Here is a 13,646-nt window from a genome sequence, read left to right as displayed (position 1 = left end):
CGCTTACCCAAGCGACACGGATAGTTCGCGGCAGTCCGCCGCCCACTGTAGCCACCAGCCCCAAGGCGCTCTCCTTGGTGTTGGTGGCTACGGGCGTTAAGACCGCAGCTGGGCCGCGACAGCCTCACCGATGATCCGCGCGCCATCGGGGAAGCGGCCCGGGTTCGGCCCGGCGTAGTTGAGCCTGATGTAGGGCCCTTCCGGTTCCGCGGGAAACCACTCGGATCCGGCGGCGATCAGCACGCCGGCAGCCTCGCAATCCTTGGTGAGCCGGTCGACGTCGAACCCGTCCGGCATCCGCAACCACAGGTTCAAGCCGCCCTTGGGCAGGTGGCTGAGGTGCGCCTGCGGGACGAACTCCTGGAGGCTGGTGACGAGCAGGTCGCGTCGCGACTGCAACTGGTGGCTGAGTCCGCGGAGGTGCGTTTGCCACCCGGGCTGCGTGACGACGTCGAGCGCCGCCGCCTGCAGCAGGCCGCTGACGTACATCGACTCCGCCGCCTGGGCACCCATGATCCGTTCACGCGCAGGACCGCGCGCGATGATCGCGGCGATGCGGATGGAGGGCGAGACACTCTTGGTCAAGGAGCGGATGTAGACCACGTGCCCCGAGTCGTCCTTGGCGGCAAGCGGAACCGACGGCGAGGTGATGCCGAAATCGTGCGCCCAGTCGTCCTCCACAAGAAAGGCGCCGTGCCGCTGGACGATCCGCAGCACCTCCTCACCGCGCTCCGCTGACCATTGGGCTCCGGTGGGATTCGCGAAGTTGGGCTGGGCGTAGAACAGCCGGGCGCCCGATTCCTCGAATGCCCTGTCCAGTTCGTCCGGATCGGGGCCCTCCGGTCCGCTGGGAACCGGGATCACGTTCACGCCCGCCTGCCCAGCTGCCAGCAGCGCACCCCAATAGCTTGGCGACTCCACGAGCAACGGCTGGCCGTGCCCCACCAAGCCGCGGAAGATGGAGCTGAGTCCGCTTTGGCTCCCGGGAAGTACGACGACGTCGCTCGGCTGGGGCGGCGTGACGCCCACCGGCGTCGAGGTACTGAGCTCGTGCGCGAACCAGGATTGCAGTTCCGGAATGCCCCGCGCCGGCGGCCGAGATAAGGCGGCGTCACCCCGTGCTGCCCGGGTCAGTGCTGCGCGGACCAACCTTTCCGGGAGGAGCTCGCGGTCCGGATAACCGGAATGAAAGGCGATGACGTCATTGGATGCACTGCGCATGGCGGCGGAGTTCAGGGGCCTGGCAGCCTGGGCCGAACGAAGGGCCGCAGTCTGCCAGCCGTAGTCGGAGGGCCGTGCGGTGCGGTAGGCGCGGACAAAGGTCCCCACGCCTGGACGGCTCTCGATCAGGCCTTGAGCCGTCAGGGTCCGCAGCGCCTTTTGGACCGTGACAGGACTTGCCTGGTATTCGGCCACGAGTTGCCGGGTGGATGGCAGCTTCGCTCCCGGAGCAGCGCCCGCGATCCATTCTTTTACTCGCAGGACGATCCGGGAACTGCTATCGTTGTTCATGAGTCACAATAGTAGCGCTACTCTAATTTCACAGCCAGTGGTATCTGCTCGTACCTCCAGCGGCGTTTGGTGGGGCCTCCTCGGTGTCGTTGCCTTCTCCTTCACTGTCCCGCTCACGCGCGTGGCTGTGGAGGGTATGTCGCCCCTGTTCATTGGCGCGGGTCGGGCAGTGGCTGCTGCCGTGCTCGCGGCCCTGGCCTTGGGGTTGACGCGTCAGCGCTTTCCCCGCGGCGTCCAGTGGTTCAGGCTGGCCGTCGTGGCGGGCGGTATCGTTGCTGGATTCCCCTTGCTGACCACCTTCGCCCTGACCAGCACGTCCGCCAGCCATGGCGCCGTCGTGATCGCGCTACTGCCTGCGGCCACCGCGACGATAGCGGTGATCCGTGGAAGGGAACGCCCACGGCCCTTGTTCTGGATTCTCACCGCCGTGGGAGTTGCGGCCGCATTGATCTTCGCCTTGGTCCAATCAGGCGGTTTCGGTTCGCTCCACTGGGCTGATCTGCTGCTGCTCGGAGCCGTACTCGCAGCTGCCATCGGCTACGCGGAGGGCGGCTTGCTGGCCCGTGAGCTGGGCGCCTGGCAGACCATCTCCTGGGCGTTGATCGTCGCCTCACCCCTGATGATTGTCCTGACGCTGGCAGCGCTTGCTTCCGGGCTGCCCCAGGCATCCCCCGTCCAATGGTTGTCCTTCGCTTACCTCGGAGCGGTGAGCATGTTCCTGGGATTCTTTGCCTGGTATCACGGACTTGCGATCGGACCCATGGCGCAGGTCAGCCAAATCCAACTGGTCCAGCCCGTCATGACCATCGCCTGGGCCGGCCTCCTGCTGGGCGAGCCGATGACCTGGACCACTGTCGTGGGCGGGCTGGCCGTGATCCTCTGCGCAGGCGCCGCAGTCCGCGTCCGGCTCAACCCGCCGTCGAAGTCCTGAAGCGAAACCTGAAAGGAAGAGAGCAATGTACACCCCAGCGCATTTCGCCGCCTCTGACGAAGCCCTCACAGGCCTTCTTACCCACAGCGGCGCCGCCAACCTGGTCACCATGTCTCCAGACGGCTTGCTCGCCACCCTTCTGCCGTTCGTCTACGAACCGTCAGTGGGTGGGCACGGCGCCCTGCAAGCACACATGGCCCGCAACAATACCCAGTGGTCCTCCCCCGTTTCAGGTGAGGCACTGATGATCGTCCAGGGGGAGGACGCCTACATTTCGCCGTCGTGGTACGCCTCCAAGGCAGAACACGGCCGGGTGGTGCCAACCTGGAACTACTCCACGGCGCACGTCTACGGCGAGCTTGTTGTCCACGACGACGCCGACTGGCTGGGCAGGCACGTCCGTCGCCTCTCGGATCAGCACGAGTCCGGCATGGACCAGCCGTGGTCCGTCGATGAAGCACCCGGGCGGTTCATCGCCGGCCAGCTGAGGGCGATTGTCGGCGTCGAACTTGTGATTACCCGGGTGGAGGCCAAGACGAAACTCAGCCAGAACCGCACCTCGGCCGACGTCGATGGCGTCATCGCCGGACTCCGCGCTGCAGGTAAGCCTGCGAGCGCAGCGGATGTGGAAGGCGCCCGGACCTCGTAGACTCGGCGCATGCGTGACGAAGCTGCCGAAACCCGTGGCCCCACGGGATCCATCCACCACTTGGAGATCTGGGTGCCCATCCTTGAGCGCGCCAAGGAGGAGTGGGGTTGGCTCCTGGGGCAGCTCGGCTACGAACCGTTCCAGGAGTGGCCCACGGGGTGCAGCTGGAAGCTCGATGGAATGTACGTGGTGGTGGAGCAAACCGATGCCATCACAGGCACGGCCCATCGGCGGACCGATCCCGGCGTCAACCACGTGGCGTTCCATGCAGGCACCCGCGAGGACGTGGACAGGATCCGGGCGCTCGGCGCGGATGCGGGCTGGTACGAGATGTTCGAGTCGAAGTACCCGCACGCAGGCGGACCGGACCACTACGCCGCGTACCTGCTGAACACTGACAGCTACGAGGTTGAACTGGTAGCTGACTAGCGGGCGCGGCCAAACTGCTAGGTCGGGGGAACAGCCGGACGCCACATGGCCACCCTCGGCCAACGGGTCAGCCCGAGCTCAGCCTCGTGTTCCATCAGGCGGGCCAGCTCCGGACCCCAGCTGCCGGCGTCGAGTACTTCGAACCCAAGGCGGCGGTAGTACGGGGCATTCCACGGCACGTCCCGGAAGGTACTGAGGGTCTGGCGATGCATCCCGTGCCCCCGGGCCCAAACCCGCGCGGCGTGCAGCATCTCACGGCCCAGCCCTTGATGCGCATGGTCCGGGTGGACGCTGACCTGCTCCACGTGGCCTTGCCCATCGACGACGTCGGCCAACAAGTACGCCACCGGATAATCCAGCCCGTCCACGGACACCCAGGCCCGGCCGGCGGCGGCGTAGCTGTTCAGCTCCTCGACGGACAGCGGCTCGTCGTCGGCGACCGAATCCATCCCCAACGTCCGGAATGCCTCGCCAGCGGCGCGTTCGATCTCCTGCAGGATCACCAGATCGTCAGCGTACGCGAGCCTGATCATGGCCGTGCGTCCAACGTCGGTGGCGCTTGGGCCACCAGGAATTCATTGCGCTTTTCGATCAGGTTCTGAAGGTAGCGGCCCAGGACCAGCTTCTCCACGAGGCGGCCCAGCGGACCAAAGGGAGCGGCAAATTCCACAGTGTCCACCATGAGCGTCCCGGTGCCATCGGGCCGGAACTCATGGGTATGGCGGAGGTACTTGAAAGGGCCCTTCACCTGCTCATCTGTGAACGACGCCGGAGCCTCCATCCGCACGATCCTGCTGGTCATGCGGAATCGGACGCCCAGGTGCCAGGCCTGCCAGGTGACAGTTTCACCTTCCGAGATGAGGCCCGTGGTGGTCCCGGCGATGGCCTTTTCACGGCTCTTGGTCATCGAACCGACGTGGGCATCGATGTTCCTCGACAGGTCGAACAGCTCCTGCGGCGGCATGCTGGAACGGGTACGGCAGACAAAAACAACGGGCATACCTCGATTTTCCCAGACCTGCCCCATTTCAGGGTTTCCGGACTCACTACGGGTTGTGACCGGGCTTATGGCGGCGCGGCTGGCTGCCCTGATAACTTCGAAAAACAAACCCTGAACGATTGGTGGTGTCCGCCCGTGCCCGCACTCCTGAGGCATGCCCGCGAACTCCACAGGCTTGGTCCGGCAAACAACGACCGCCTGTCAGCCGTCCGCGTCGCGCTGAGCGTTGCGCTGCCGGGGCTTTTCCTGATTCTTCTCGGCCGCCCCGAGCTCATGCTGTATGCCGTCTTTGGCGCCCTGACGGGGATGTACGGCCGCAACGAAAGCCACCAACTCCGGCTCAAGCACCAGGCCCAGGCCGCGCTGATACTGGTTGGCGGCCTGACCATTGGCGTGTTCCTTTCGGTCAACCACATCCACTCGTGGTGGTTGGTGCTGGTTGCCACCCTGTTCGCCGGTGCGGGGTCCTTGTATTCGGACCGGGTGCGCCTGAAACCGATCGGGCCATTCTTCGGCATCCTGGCCTTGGGCGCCTGCGCTTCGGTCCCCACCAGCGTCCCGTTCACGACGGCGGTACTCGTCGGAGCGGCGTCGGCCGCCTTTTCGATGCTGGTTGGTTTTGTCGGCTGGTTCCGGCGCCGCATCTGGGTACCCGGAGCTGGCAGGGATCTTCCTGCCCTCCGGGGTCCGCTTCGAACAGCCGCCCTTGTCCATGCAGCCCGTTACTCCCTTGCGGTGGGTTTGGCTGGCGCCATTGGCGTGCTCAGCGGAAGCGGACACCCGCACTGGGCCATGGCTGCAGCAGCCGTCCCGCTCGCCGGGGCAGACCTCCCAAGCCGGGTCCACCGCGGTATCCACCGCATCGTGGGGACGTTCCTCGGGTTGGTGGTGGTCGCCGTCGTGCTTTTCCCCTCTCCGTTGTCTCCGCTGCAGTACTTTCCGGGCAACGGCGCCGTGGTCCTTGCGGTGGTGGTGATGCTGTGCCAGTTCCCCACGGAGTTGTTCATGGCCCGGCACTACGGGTGGGCGATGGTGTTCTTCACTCCGGTGGTCCTGCTGATCGCCCAGCTTGCCGCCCCGATGGATCCGGGTGTGCTGGTGATGGAGCGTGCCATCGAGACCTTTGTGGGTGCCGTGGTGGGGATTGCGGTGGCCATGGTGGTTCAGCGGCGCCGTTGAGCGCCTGAAACCCGGACACCTGGGCCATACTGGTTCAATGCAGGCGACGACTGTCCTTGTCGAAGGCGAAAGCGACCGCCTGGCGGTCGAGGTGCTCGCCCGTCAATGCGGCCATGACCTGCACGCCGAGCGGGTAACGGTGGTGCCCATGGGAGGTGCTACCAGCATCGTCCGTTTTCTGGCGCACTATGGCCCGGCCGGCGCGAATCACAGGCTCCTTGGGCTTTGCGACGAGGGCGAGTCCCGCGGTATTGCCCGTGCGCTGGCCCGCGCCGGAGTAGGTTCGGGACCCTTGGACGAACTCGGCTTCTACGTTTGCCGGGCCGATCTGGAGGACGAACTGATCCGCAGCCTGGGCATCGAGGCCGTGCTGGGTGTAATCGAAGCCCAGGGCGAGCTCGCGTCGTTCCGGCTCCTCCAACGCCAGCCCTCCCAGCGTGGGCATCCGGTTCCTGCACAGCTGCGCCGCTTCTTCGGTGGCCGCAGCGGCAACAAGATCCGCTACGCACCCCTGCTGGTGTCCGCTGTGCCCGCGGGGCAGGCGCCGGAGCCACTCGCGCGGCTTGTTGAAGCCTTCGCGTGTGGGAGTTAGGGCTCCAGGGGTCGGCGCGGAGGTCCCGACGTCAGCTTGGCCGGTAAGACCCGTGCGAATAAGCTAACCACTTTGTAGCGTTTGGTGGGGATGGACACGCCCTTGCCCTTGGCGTTGTCCTCCAGGCCCTCGCGGACCACCCGTTCGGCAGTCAACCACAGGAAACGCGGGGCCACGGTCTTGTCCATGCCCATGCGGTCGTGGAACTCGGTGTGGGTGAAGCCCGGGCAAACGGCGGTGACCTGGACCCCCGACTTCGCGAACGTGATGTTGGCCCAACGGCTGAAGGTTACCTGCCACGCTTTCGCCGCCGAATAGGTCCCCCGGTTCGCAAACGCGGCCACGCTGGCCACGCTGATGATCCGGCCTTTTCCGCGGGCCAGCATCACTTCCAGCGCAGCGTGGGACAACTCCATGGGCGTCTGGACGTGGAGGCGCAAGTGGCGGCGTTCCTCGTCCAGATCGTTGTTCTCGAAGGACTTCAAGAGTCCGATGCCCGCGTTGTTGACCAGCACGTCGACGGGTCGGCCTGCGTCCCTGAGACGGTCGGCGACCGCTGAGACCCCGACGTCGGTGGTCAGGTCCGCGGACAGCACCTCCGCCGAGATACTGAAGTCGCGTTCAAGTTCCTCGGCTTTGTCCTTAAGTCGCTGCCCGTCGCGGGCCACCAGGACCAGGTGGTGCCCGGATTCGGCCAGTTGACGGGCGAACTCGGCACCAAGCCCGGCAGTTGCTCCCGTTACCAGGGCAGTCAGTTCATTGGCTCGAGTGGTCATGCGCCTAGACTAACCCCCTCCCCCTCTCGCCACGCACCCCCCGCACCCCCTCGCCAGGTGGATGCTAGGCGAACTTGGCCAAGGGGTTGGCGAGGCGGCCGGCCATTTGGAGACCTCCCGAAGGATCCGAAATGTCCAGCATCTGTTGGTTGTTCCGGAGCTGCAGCCGGTTGAGGCAGGACAACTCAAAGTCCGCAGCGAAGAGATCGTGCATGGCGAACTGGTCCGCAAGCTCCGGGTGGCGCTTCTGGTACTCCCGCAGTACCGATGCAGCTGTTCCCCAGAACTCGTCTTCGTGCAGTGTTCCGTCCTCAACGAGGATCGCTGACAGGAATCGGAAGATGCAGTCGAACACGTCGGTGAAGATGGCCAGGACCATTTCTTCGGCCGGGATCTCGGCCTTGATCCGGGAGACGTCCTCCGGGAGCTCAAGCCTGTCCCCCATCACGACGATTTCCTCGGCGATGTCCTTCATGATGGCCCGGACAGGAACACCGTCCTCAAGGATCAGGATGACGTTCTCGCCATGTGGCATGAAGGCGAGCTCGTACTCGTAGAGGCAATGGACCAGGGGAACGAGGTAAGCCTCGAAGTAGCGGCGCAGCCACTCGGTGGGCTTGAGTCCGGAGCGGGCGATCAATGCGGAGACAACGGAGGCCCCGGACTGGTCGACGTGCAGCAGCGACGCCATGGTGGCCAACTGTTGCCCGTCCTTGAGCAAGGGCAGCGGACTTTCCCTCCACAAGGCAGAGAGCATCTTCCGGTACGGAGAGCCCTTCGCGGACGCTGCCTCGTAGTAGTGGTTGTGGTAGCCGATGGCCGCAGTTTCACGGATCATGACCAGGCCCCGGTTCTGGAGCTCCTGGTCATTTCCGATCAGTTCCTGCAGCCAATCGTTGATGGCCGGCGTTGCTTTCATGTACTGGGGCGAGAGTCCCCGCATGAAACCCATGTTCAGCACCGACATCGCCGTCTTCACGTAGGCCTTCTCGGGCGAGATGGTATTGAAGAACGTACGGATGGACTGCTGCGCCTGGTAATCGTCCTCTCCTGTACCCAAATGGACGATGTGGCGTTGGGCGATCTCTGCGGCGAACGTCACTGTGAGCTTGTTGTCCCACTGCCAGGGATGGACTGGCATCAGGAGGTAGTCCTCCGGGTCCAGCCCTGACGCGGAGAGCTCCGCGTGGAACCACGCCAAAGTTGCCGGGCCCAGTTCGGCCTCAAAGTGGGTGCGGTAATCCAGCCCTGCGCTGGAGGTAAAGACGGCTTTCGAGCGGTGCACCGCGACCCACTGCAACTTCACCGTTGCCCCCGTTTCCGGCGCGAACGCGTGGTAATCCGCGATGCCAAAGCCAAGCCGGCCATTGTTGGCTACAAAGCACGGGTGGCCTTCGGTCATGCTGTGCTCGATCGCTTGGAAGTCCGCCGCGCGGTCCTCCCCTTTGGTCACCCCTGCCACCAATTCGGCAGAGCTGAAGGGCTTGGCCTGCTTGTAGGCGTGGCTGGCCAGGGTGCTGCTGATTTCCTCGAGATAAACGGGCAGCATCTCCTGTTTGATGCCGAGGGCCTCCTGGAATTCCGCCATGAAATCCAAGGCATCAACCGGCATTTCCTCGCCGTCCCGCAGGCGCGCAATGGACTCTGCCGAGACCGACCAATGCTCAAGTTGCAGCACGCGGGCACGGAAACGGTACTCCACGGTGTCGTCGTCGCTGACGATCTTGTACAGGCCCACGCCATCCTCGTCCCGAACCAATTCGGGGACCAGAATGCGCTCGTGCGAGAACTCGGCGATCGCCTTTCGCACCAGGTGCCGGTTGGCATTAGCCCAACGTTCCGGGGTCAGGTGGGCTACGGGTGCCGCCGCTTCATGGACGGGTGTTTCAATGCTTGTGGTCACAGGAGTTCTCCTCTGGTCGCCGCGGCGGGCGCGGCGAGAATTGGGGTCAGGGTGGCCAGGAAATCTGCTCTGGTGCAGAAGCTCAGGAGGGCCTTCTTGTGGTCTTCGGCAGGATCGACGGCGGGAAGTGTCACCACGCCATGCGGCCGGAAACCCACCTTTTCGTTGAGCACATGGATCTTGTGGTTCCGGGCGTCAGGCTCGACGACGACCCGCCGGGTTGCGGGGTCGGCGAACAGTTCGGTCATGACTTCCTGCATGACGGCGGTGGTGTAGCCCGGTTGCGGGTCGCCGCCGGGTGGGGACACCAGGAGGTGCATGCCGACGTCGCCCGGCCGGACCTCGTAAACGTCCGCCAACGGCGACGATTCCGGAAGGTACCGCTCCATCAGGAAGGTGGGGACGCCGTCGTCGAGACCCAGGAAAGCCTGGTGGTGACCAGAGGCCGCGATGTTTGAGTATTCCTCAACAACGTCCTGCTCCGTGGAGGAAACCATGCCCCAAAAGCGCGCGTACTCCTGGCTTACCCAGCTGTGGAGGACTGGTGTGTCGGCCACTGGATCTACGGGTCGGAAGGTGAAGCTCATACTGCTGCTCCTGCGGTTTCGACTGCCACGGCGGCGGGCGCCCCGAACTGCTGGAAGGCGATGCTGCGCTCGATCGGGTAGACCTCGCGGCCGGTGATTTCGCGCAGGATCACGGAGTTCCGGTAGGCGGCCATGCCGAGGTCCGGGGTGACGAAACCGTGGGTGTGCAGTTCGGCGTTCTGGACGAAGATTTCCCCGCGTTCGACGCCGGTTCCATAGTTGCGTTCGACGTCGAAGCGGCCCTTGGCGTCGCGGCGGATGCGATCCTGGATGCCTCCCAGGAAGGCTGGCTCTTTGTAGCTGTAACCGGTCGCCAGCACCACGGCTTCGGACTGCAGGCTGTAATCGCGGCCGTGCTCTTCATGGTGCAGTTGCAGGGTGTGGGTGCCCGTGGCAGGGTCCCACTCGGCAGCCGTCAGCGATGAGTGGGTGTGCAGCTGCGTGTCCACCATGCCGGGGAGGCTCTTAGTGTAGAGGAGATCGTAGATGTCGTCGATCAGGTCCGAGTTGATGCCCTTGTACAGGTTCTTCTGGCTCTTGATCAAGGAATCGCGCTGCTCGCCCGGGAGCGAGTGGAAGTAGTCGACGTACTCCGGCGACGTCATCTCCAGCGTGAGCTTGGTGTACTCCAGGGGGAAGAAGCGCCCGGAACGCGTAACCCAGTTGAGCTGGTACCCGTAGACGTCGATCTCCTGGAGAAGCTCGTAGTAGAGCTCCGCGGCACTCTGTCCGCTGCCCACGATGGTGATGCTGCGCTTGGACTGCAGCTCGCTCTTCCTGGACAGGTAGTCGGCGTTGTGGAGGACCAGTCCCCCGGCTTCGACTATCCCTGCACAGGAGTCCGGAACATAGGGAGAGGTGCCGGTGCCCAGGACCAGGCGGCGGGCACGAAGCACCTCGGCGCCCTCCGGACCTTGCACCGAAAGGCTGTACACACCGTCGTCGTAGCTCACATCCAGCACATCCGTGCTAAAACGAACCGATTCCAGTTGCCCCGCCACCCACTGGCAGTACTGGTTGTACTCGGCGCGCAGCGGGTAGAAGTTCTCGCGGATATAGAAGCGGTACAAGCGGCCGGTCTGCTTCAGGAAGTTCAGGAACGAGAAGGGCGACGTCGGATCTGCCAGCGTCACGAGGTCCGCCATGAAAGGAACCTGCAAGTGCGCCGGCTCAAGCATCATGCCGGGGTGCCAATCGAAGGATTCGCGGCGGTCAAGGAACACGCAGTCCAGGTTTTCCACCGGCTCGCTCAAGGCTGCCAGCCCGAGGTTGAAAGGCCCGACGCCGATACCCGCGACGTCGTAGATCCGGGTGTTGTTGGGGGTGCTCATGCTGCCGCCTCCGTGGTGTTTGCGAGGAGGCTTTCGCCGGTCCTGCGGATGAGTTCGATGATTTCCTGAATGTCCCTTAGGGAGGCCTCGGCGTTGAGGAGGGTGAACTTGAGGTAGTGCCGTCCGGCCACCTTGGTACCGGCCACTACGGCTTCGCCGGAGGCGAAGATGGCGGAGCGGATGGCAGGGTTGAGGGCATCGGCTGTGTCTTCGTCGAGCTTTGTACCGTCCACCAAAGGCCGGTAGCGGAACACCAGGGTGCTCAATTGCGGCGCAGCCGCGAGCTCGAACTCTGCATCGTCGGCAAGCAGCGAGCCCACACGGACCGTCAGGTCAATGGCCTCGTCGAAGAGCGCACCAATGGCATCGGCACCCATGATGCGAAGGGTAAGCCAGAGCTTCAGCGCGTCGAAACGGCGGGTGGTCTGGATGCTCTTGTCCACTTGGTTGGGGATCTCCGCTTTGGCTGCGCTTTCCGGGTTCAGATAGTCGGCGTAATAAGTGACATGGTCGAGCATGGACCCGTTGCTGACCAACACTGCGCTCGAGCTGACGGGCTGGAAGAACGTCTTGTGGAAGTCCACGGTCACGGAATCCGCCAGCTGGATGCCGTCCAGGAGGTGGCTGTACCGGCCGGATACCAACAGGCCTCCGCCGTAGGCTGCGTCCACGTGAAGCCAGGAATCGTAGGCGCGGACCAGCGCTGCAAGCTCGGACAGCGGATCCACCGAGCCGAAGTCGGTGGTCCCGGCAGTTGCCACAACCGCCATGGGGACCAGCCCGGCGTCGTGCGCTTCAGCCAAAGCAGCCGCGAGCGCGGTGGGGTCCATGCGGTGGTCTTCGGCGGTGGGGACGGCGATCACGGCGTCGAAGCCAAGGCCCAGCATGGAGGCGGATTTTTGGATGCTGAAGTGGCTGTCCACGGAGGTGAAAATACGGAGCCGGTCCAGCAGCTGCGGCAGCCGGGCGTCGCCGCTCCCCTTACGCAGCTTGGCGACTGCGTGGTTGCGGGCGATCAGCAGCGCCTGGAAGTTGGACTGGCTGCCGCCCGAGGTGAAGACGCCGTCGGCTTCTGCTGTGAAGCCGATGCGCTCGGCGGTCCAGTCGATGAGCCGGCGTTCGATCATGGTGGCACCGGCGCTTTGGTCCCAGGTGTCCATGGAGGAGTTCACGGCGGAGAGCACGGCTTCGCCCACCAGCGCGGGGATGACCACCGGGCAGTTCAGGTGCGCGGCGTAACGGGAATCGTGGAAGTAGACGGCGTCCTTGAGGTACAGCTCATCAAGCTCTTCCAAGGCAGCGGCGGTGTCCGGAAGCGGGCGGTCGAGGTCCACTGCACCCACTTTCGCCTTGAGCTCTGCATGACCGACGCCGGTAAAGGGCTGGGCGGTCCGCTGGACCTTGGTGGAGACGGCATTGACTCCTTGAAGCACTTGAGCCACGTAGCTGGGCGAATTGCGGGCGTTGAACAGCTGGTTGGTGGCAGCGAGGGCCAGCTCAACTTTGGAACCGAAATCCGGCTCCTGAGCAATCCGTTCTTCGACACTGGGTGACGTCACGACAGCTTCCTTCCGTTTGCGTTGGGGCGCTTGTTAGCAAGGCAAGCCTTACTTAGGTAACCCTTTCCGTCAAACTTTTGTGACCTATTTCGCGTGGAAGGCGGATTCTTGGCTCTCTGGCGCCGGTTCGTGCGTCATTGACTTCCTCTCTGGCGGGTTTGGGTGCACAATTCCGCCCCATTTTGGCCACGGACTGTCCGGCGCTGGCTTCCTGCCATGACCGCGCAAGCGTGGGAGTAGAGTGCAAGGACTATCCCGTCAACGGTTGGGGGCCCCTTGAAAGACCACGTTCACGAGCGGATCGGCTTCCGCGAAATCGACCAGGATGGGAATGCCGTGCAGGCGGTCAGTCCCCATGTACCTGAGACGGATCCGCCACGGACACGCCTGGCCGTGAACCCTTTCATCATTGCCCTCTGGGTCTTGGACACCGGGCTGCTCTGGCTGGGATTCTGGGCCGTATCGACTGCGGCGGCCGGCATGATGGGCCCGCAGCCCTACCAGTCTGCCCAGTCGGCGCAATTTACCTACATGATGCTCTCGAACGCACCCTATGCCCTCCTGGCCGGCATCCTCATCACTGCGGGGCTCTTGTTCTGGCATGCGTACCAATGGCAAAAGAAGCGGTCAGCCAGGCCGTAAATACCTGGTTGGCCGCTTCTCCGTTGTGCGTGCGGGCGTGCCTTACGTTATGTAGCTAGAGCACAGCCGCCCCAAGAACGCATTTGATGTCCTTGGCCGGTTTGGTCACCTCAGCGTTGGCTACCCAGTCCAGCGCCTTGCCGGGCTGGGCGTCGTTGAAGGTTTGTTCCCCGCGGGCAAGAACGGCAGAAGTGCCGGGATCCACCCAACTGACGGTGATCTTCACTGCGCCCTTGGTGCCCGCTGGAGGAGTCACCGTACCCTTGGCGGTGACCTTTCCAGGTGCGGTGTCGCAGGAGGTCATGGTGGTGGCCTGGATGATGCCCGTGCCCGGGTTGGCCGGTTTTGCCTCGCCTGTGGTGGCTGGCTGGGTTGTGGTCGTCGACGGCGGGTTCCCCGCTTGGTTGCTCTCCGGCGATGAGCAAGCGGAGAGCGCTGAAGCTGCCACCAGCACGCCAACAATGCACACGACTGGTTTCTTCATGTGATGGCTCCCTGGATCTTTCGTGATGTGGACATGAACGGACAAATGCGCGGTAACCGGGCGGTTGAACCC

The 13,646-nt window shown here is 64.2% G+C and carries 15 protein-coding genes; 6 read left to right on the top strand and 9 right to left on the bottom strand.

Annotation, left to right across the window (positions count from 1 at the left end; all coding sequences use genetic code 11):
• Positions 1-96 precede the first annotated feature (96 nt).
• Complete coding sequence (locus N5P29_RS01505; RefSeq protein WP_262276933.1) at positions 97-1,512, bottom strand: aminotransferase-like domain-containing protein; 1,416 nt, start codon at positions 1,510-1,512, stop codon at positions 97-99.
• Between N5P29_RS01505 and N5P29_RS01500 the strand changes: the two genes are divergently transcribed.
• The 3 genes from N5P29_RS01500 to N5P29_RS01490 are packed head-to-tail and all read left to right on the top strand — an operon-like array spanning position 1,511 to position 3,521.
• Positions 1,511-2,443, top strand: coding sequence for a DMT family transporter (locus tag N5P29_RS01500; protein WP_262276932.1), 933 nt, complete (start codon positions 1,511-1,513; stop codon positions 2,441-2,443). The two genes, N5P29_RS01505 and N5P29_RS01500, sit on opposite strands and share 2 nt — an antisense overlap.
• Before the next feature lie 25 nt (positions 2,444-2,468).
• Entirely contained in the window at positions 2,469-3,092 is a 624-nt protein-coding gene (locus tag N5P29_RS01495; RefSeq protein WP_262276931.1) for an FMN-binding negative transcriptional regulator, read from the top strand.
• A gap of 9 nt (positions 3,093-3,101) precedes the next feature.
• The gene (locus tag N5P29_RS01490) at positions 3,102-3,521 is read left to right on the top strand and encodes a VOC family protein (RefSeq protein WP_262276930.1); all 420 of its coding nucleotides are present in this window, start codon (positions 3,102-3,104) and stop codon (positions 3,519-3,521) included.
• 17 nt (positions 3,522-3,538) lie between these two features.
• Here N5P29_RS01490 and N5P29_RS01485 read toward each other — a convergent pair whose 3' ends face one another.
• Both N5P29_RS01485 and N5P29_RS01480 read right to left on the bottom strand, forming a co-directional pair.
• Complete coding sequence (locus tag N5P29_RS01485; protein ID WP_262276929.1) at positions 3,539-4,054, bottom strand: GNAT family N-acetyltransferase; 516 nt, start codon at positions 4,052-4,054, stop codon at positions 3,539-3,541.
• A complete protein-coding gene (locus N5P29_RS01480) occupies positions 4,051-4,521 on the bottom strand; it encodes an SRPBCC family protein (RefSeq protein WP_262276928.1) in 471 nt (156 codons plus the stop codon). The genes N5P29_RS01485 and N5P29_RS01480 overlap by 4 nt, the downstream gene beginning before the upstream one ends.
• 135 nt (positions 4,522-4,656) lie before the next feature.
• Here N5P29_RS01480 and N5P29_RS01475 point away from each other — a divergent pair, with 135 nt between their 5' ends.
• Together N5P29_RS01475 and N5P29_RS01470 are read left to right on the top strand one after the other, a co-directional pair.
• Positions 4,657-5,700, top strand: a complete 1,044-nt coding sequence (locus tag N5P29_RS01475; protein ID WP_262276927.1) for an FUSC family protein — start codon at positions 4,657-4,659, stop codon at positions 5,698-5,700.
• Positions 5,701-5,737: 37 nt separating this feature from the next.
• Positions 5,738-6,292: a TOPRIM nucleotidyl transferase/hydrolase domain-containing protein gene (locus N5P29_RS01470; RefSeq protein WP_262276926.1), complete on the top strand. Its 555-nt coding sequence runs from the start codon at positions 5,738-5,740 to the stop codon at positions 6,290-6,292.
• Here the strand turns inward: N5P29_RS01470 and N5P29_RS01465 are convergent.
• The 5 genes from N5P29_RS01465 to N5P29_RS01445 all read right to left on the bottom strand — a co-directional run bounded on the left by N5P29_RS01465 (position 6,289) and on the right by N5P29_RS01445 (position 12,448).
• The gene (locus N5P29_RS01465; RefSeq protein ID WP_262276925.1) at positions 6,289-7,068 is read right to left on the bottom strand and encodes an SDR family NAD(P)-dependent oxidoreductase; all 780 of its coding nucleotides are present in this window, start codon (positions 7,066-7,068) and stop codon (positions 6,289-6,291) included. The genes N5P29_RS01470 and N5P29_RS01465 overlap by 4 nt on opposite strands.
• 64 nt (positions 7,069-7,132) lie before the next feature.
• A complete protein-coding gene (locus N5P29_RS01460; protein ID WP_262276924.1) occupies positions 7,133-8,971 on the bottom strand; it encodes an IucA/IucC family protein in 1,839 nt (612 codons plus the stop codon).
• Positions 8,968-9,558, bottom strand: coding sequence for a GNAT family N-acetyltransferase (locus tag N5P29_RS01455; RefSeq protein WP_262276923.1), 591 nt, complete (start codon positions 9,556-9,558; stop codon positions 8,968-8,970). Before N5P29_RS01455 ends, N5P29_RS01460 begins: the two co-directional genes overlap by 4 nt.
• On the bottom strand, positions 9,555-10,889 hold the full coding sequence (locus tag N5P29_RS01450) for a lysine N(6)-hydroxylase/L-ornithine N(5)-oxygenase family protein (protein WP_262276922.1): 1,335 nt from the start codon (positions 10,887-10,889) through the stop codon (positions 9,555-9,557). Before N5P29_RS01450 ends, N5P29_RS01455 begins: the two co-directional genes overlap by 4 nt.
• Entirely contained in the window at positions 10,886-12,448 is a 1,563-nt protein-coding gene (locus tag N5P29_RS01445; protein WP_315973371.1) for a pyridoxal phosphate-dependent decarboxylase family protein, read from the bottom strand. Before N5P29_RS01445 ends, N5P29_RS01450 begins: the two co-directional genes overlap by 4 nt.
• A 276-nt stretch (positions 12,449-12,724) precedes the next feature.
• On the opposite strand from N5P29_RS01445, the gene N5P29_RS01440 reads away from it, so the two are divergent.
• Positions 12,725-13,090 (top strand): hypothetical protein, encoded by a 366-nt coding sequence (locus tag N5P29_RS01440; protein WP_262276921.1) that lies wholly within the window; start codon positions 12,725-12,727, stop codon positions 13,088-13,090.
• Between the two features lie 55 nt (positions 13,091-13,145).
• Here N5P29_RS01440 and N5P29_RS01435 read toward each other — a convergent pair whose 3' ends face one another.
• Positions 13,146-13,574, bottom strand: a complete 429-nt coding sequence (locus N5P29_RS01435) for a hypothetical protein (protein WP_262276920.1) — start codon at positions 13,572-13,574, stop codon at positions 13,146-13,148.
• Positions 13,575-13,646: the final 72 nt, after the last annotated feature.

It is taken from the genome of Paenarthrobacter sp. JL.01a (assembly GCF_025452095.1).
Taxonomy (GTDB): Bacteria; Actinomycetota; Actinomycetes; order Actinomycetales; family Micrococcaceae; genus Arthrobacter.
This window is presented reverse-complemented; position numbering and strand designations above follow the sequence as displayed.

Bases quoted from the DNA above. Each gene is read 5' to 3' on its own strand.
- N5P29_RS01500 (WP_262276932.1), top strand. From the start codon at position 1,511: ATGAGTCACAATAGTAGCGCTACTCTAATTTCACAGCCAGTGGTATCT.
- N5P29_RS01505 (WP_262276933.1), bottom strand. From the start codon at position 1,512: ATGAACAACGATAGCAGTTCCCGGATCGTCCTGCGAGTAAAAGAATGG.
- N5P29_RS01495 (WP_262276931.1), top strand. From the start codon at position 2,469: ATGTACACCCCAGCGCATTTCGCCGCCTCTGACGAAGCCCTCACAGGC.
- N5P29_RS01490 (WP_262276930.1), top strand. From the start codon at position 3,102: ATGCGTGACGAAGCTGCCGAAACCCGTGGCCCCACGGGATCCATCCAC.
- N5P29_RS01485 (WP_262276929.1), bottom strand. From the start codon at position 4,054: ATGATCAGGCTCGCGTACGCTGACGATCTGGTGATCCTGCAGGAGATC.
- N5P29_RS01480 (WP_262276928.1), bottom strand. From the start codon at position 4,521: ATGCCCGTTGTTTTTGTCTGCCGTACCCGTTCCAGCATGCCGCCGCAG.
- N5P29_RS01470 (WP_262276926.1), top strand. From the start codon at position 5,738: ATGCAGGCGACGACTGTCCTTGTCGAAGGCGAAAGCGACCGCCTGGCG.
- N5P29_RS01465 (WP_262276925.1), bottom strand. From the start codon at position 7,068: ATGACCACTCGAGCCAATGAACTGACTGCCCTGGTAACGGGAGCAACT.
- N5P29_RS01455 (WP_262276923.1), bottom strand. From the start codon at position 9,558: ATGAGCTTCACCTTCCGACCCGTAGATCCAGTGGCCGACACACCAGTC.
- N5P29_RS01450 (WP_262276922.1), bottom strand. From the start codon at position 10,889: ATGAGCACCCCCAACAACACCCGGATCTACGACGTCGCGGGTATCGGC.
- N5P29_RS01435 (WP_262276920.1), bottom strand. From the start codon at position 13,574: ATGAAGAAACCAGTCGTGTGCATTGTTGGCGTGCTGGTGGCAGCTTCA.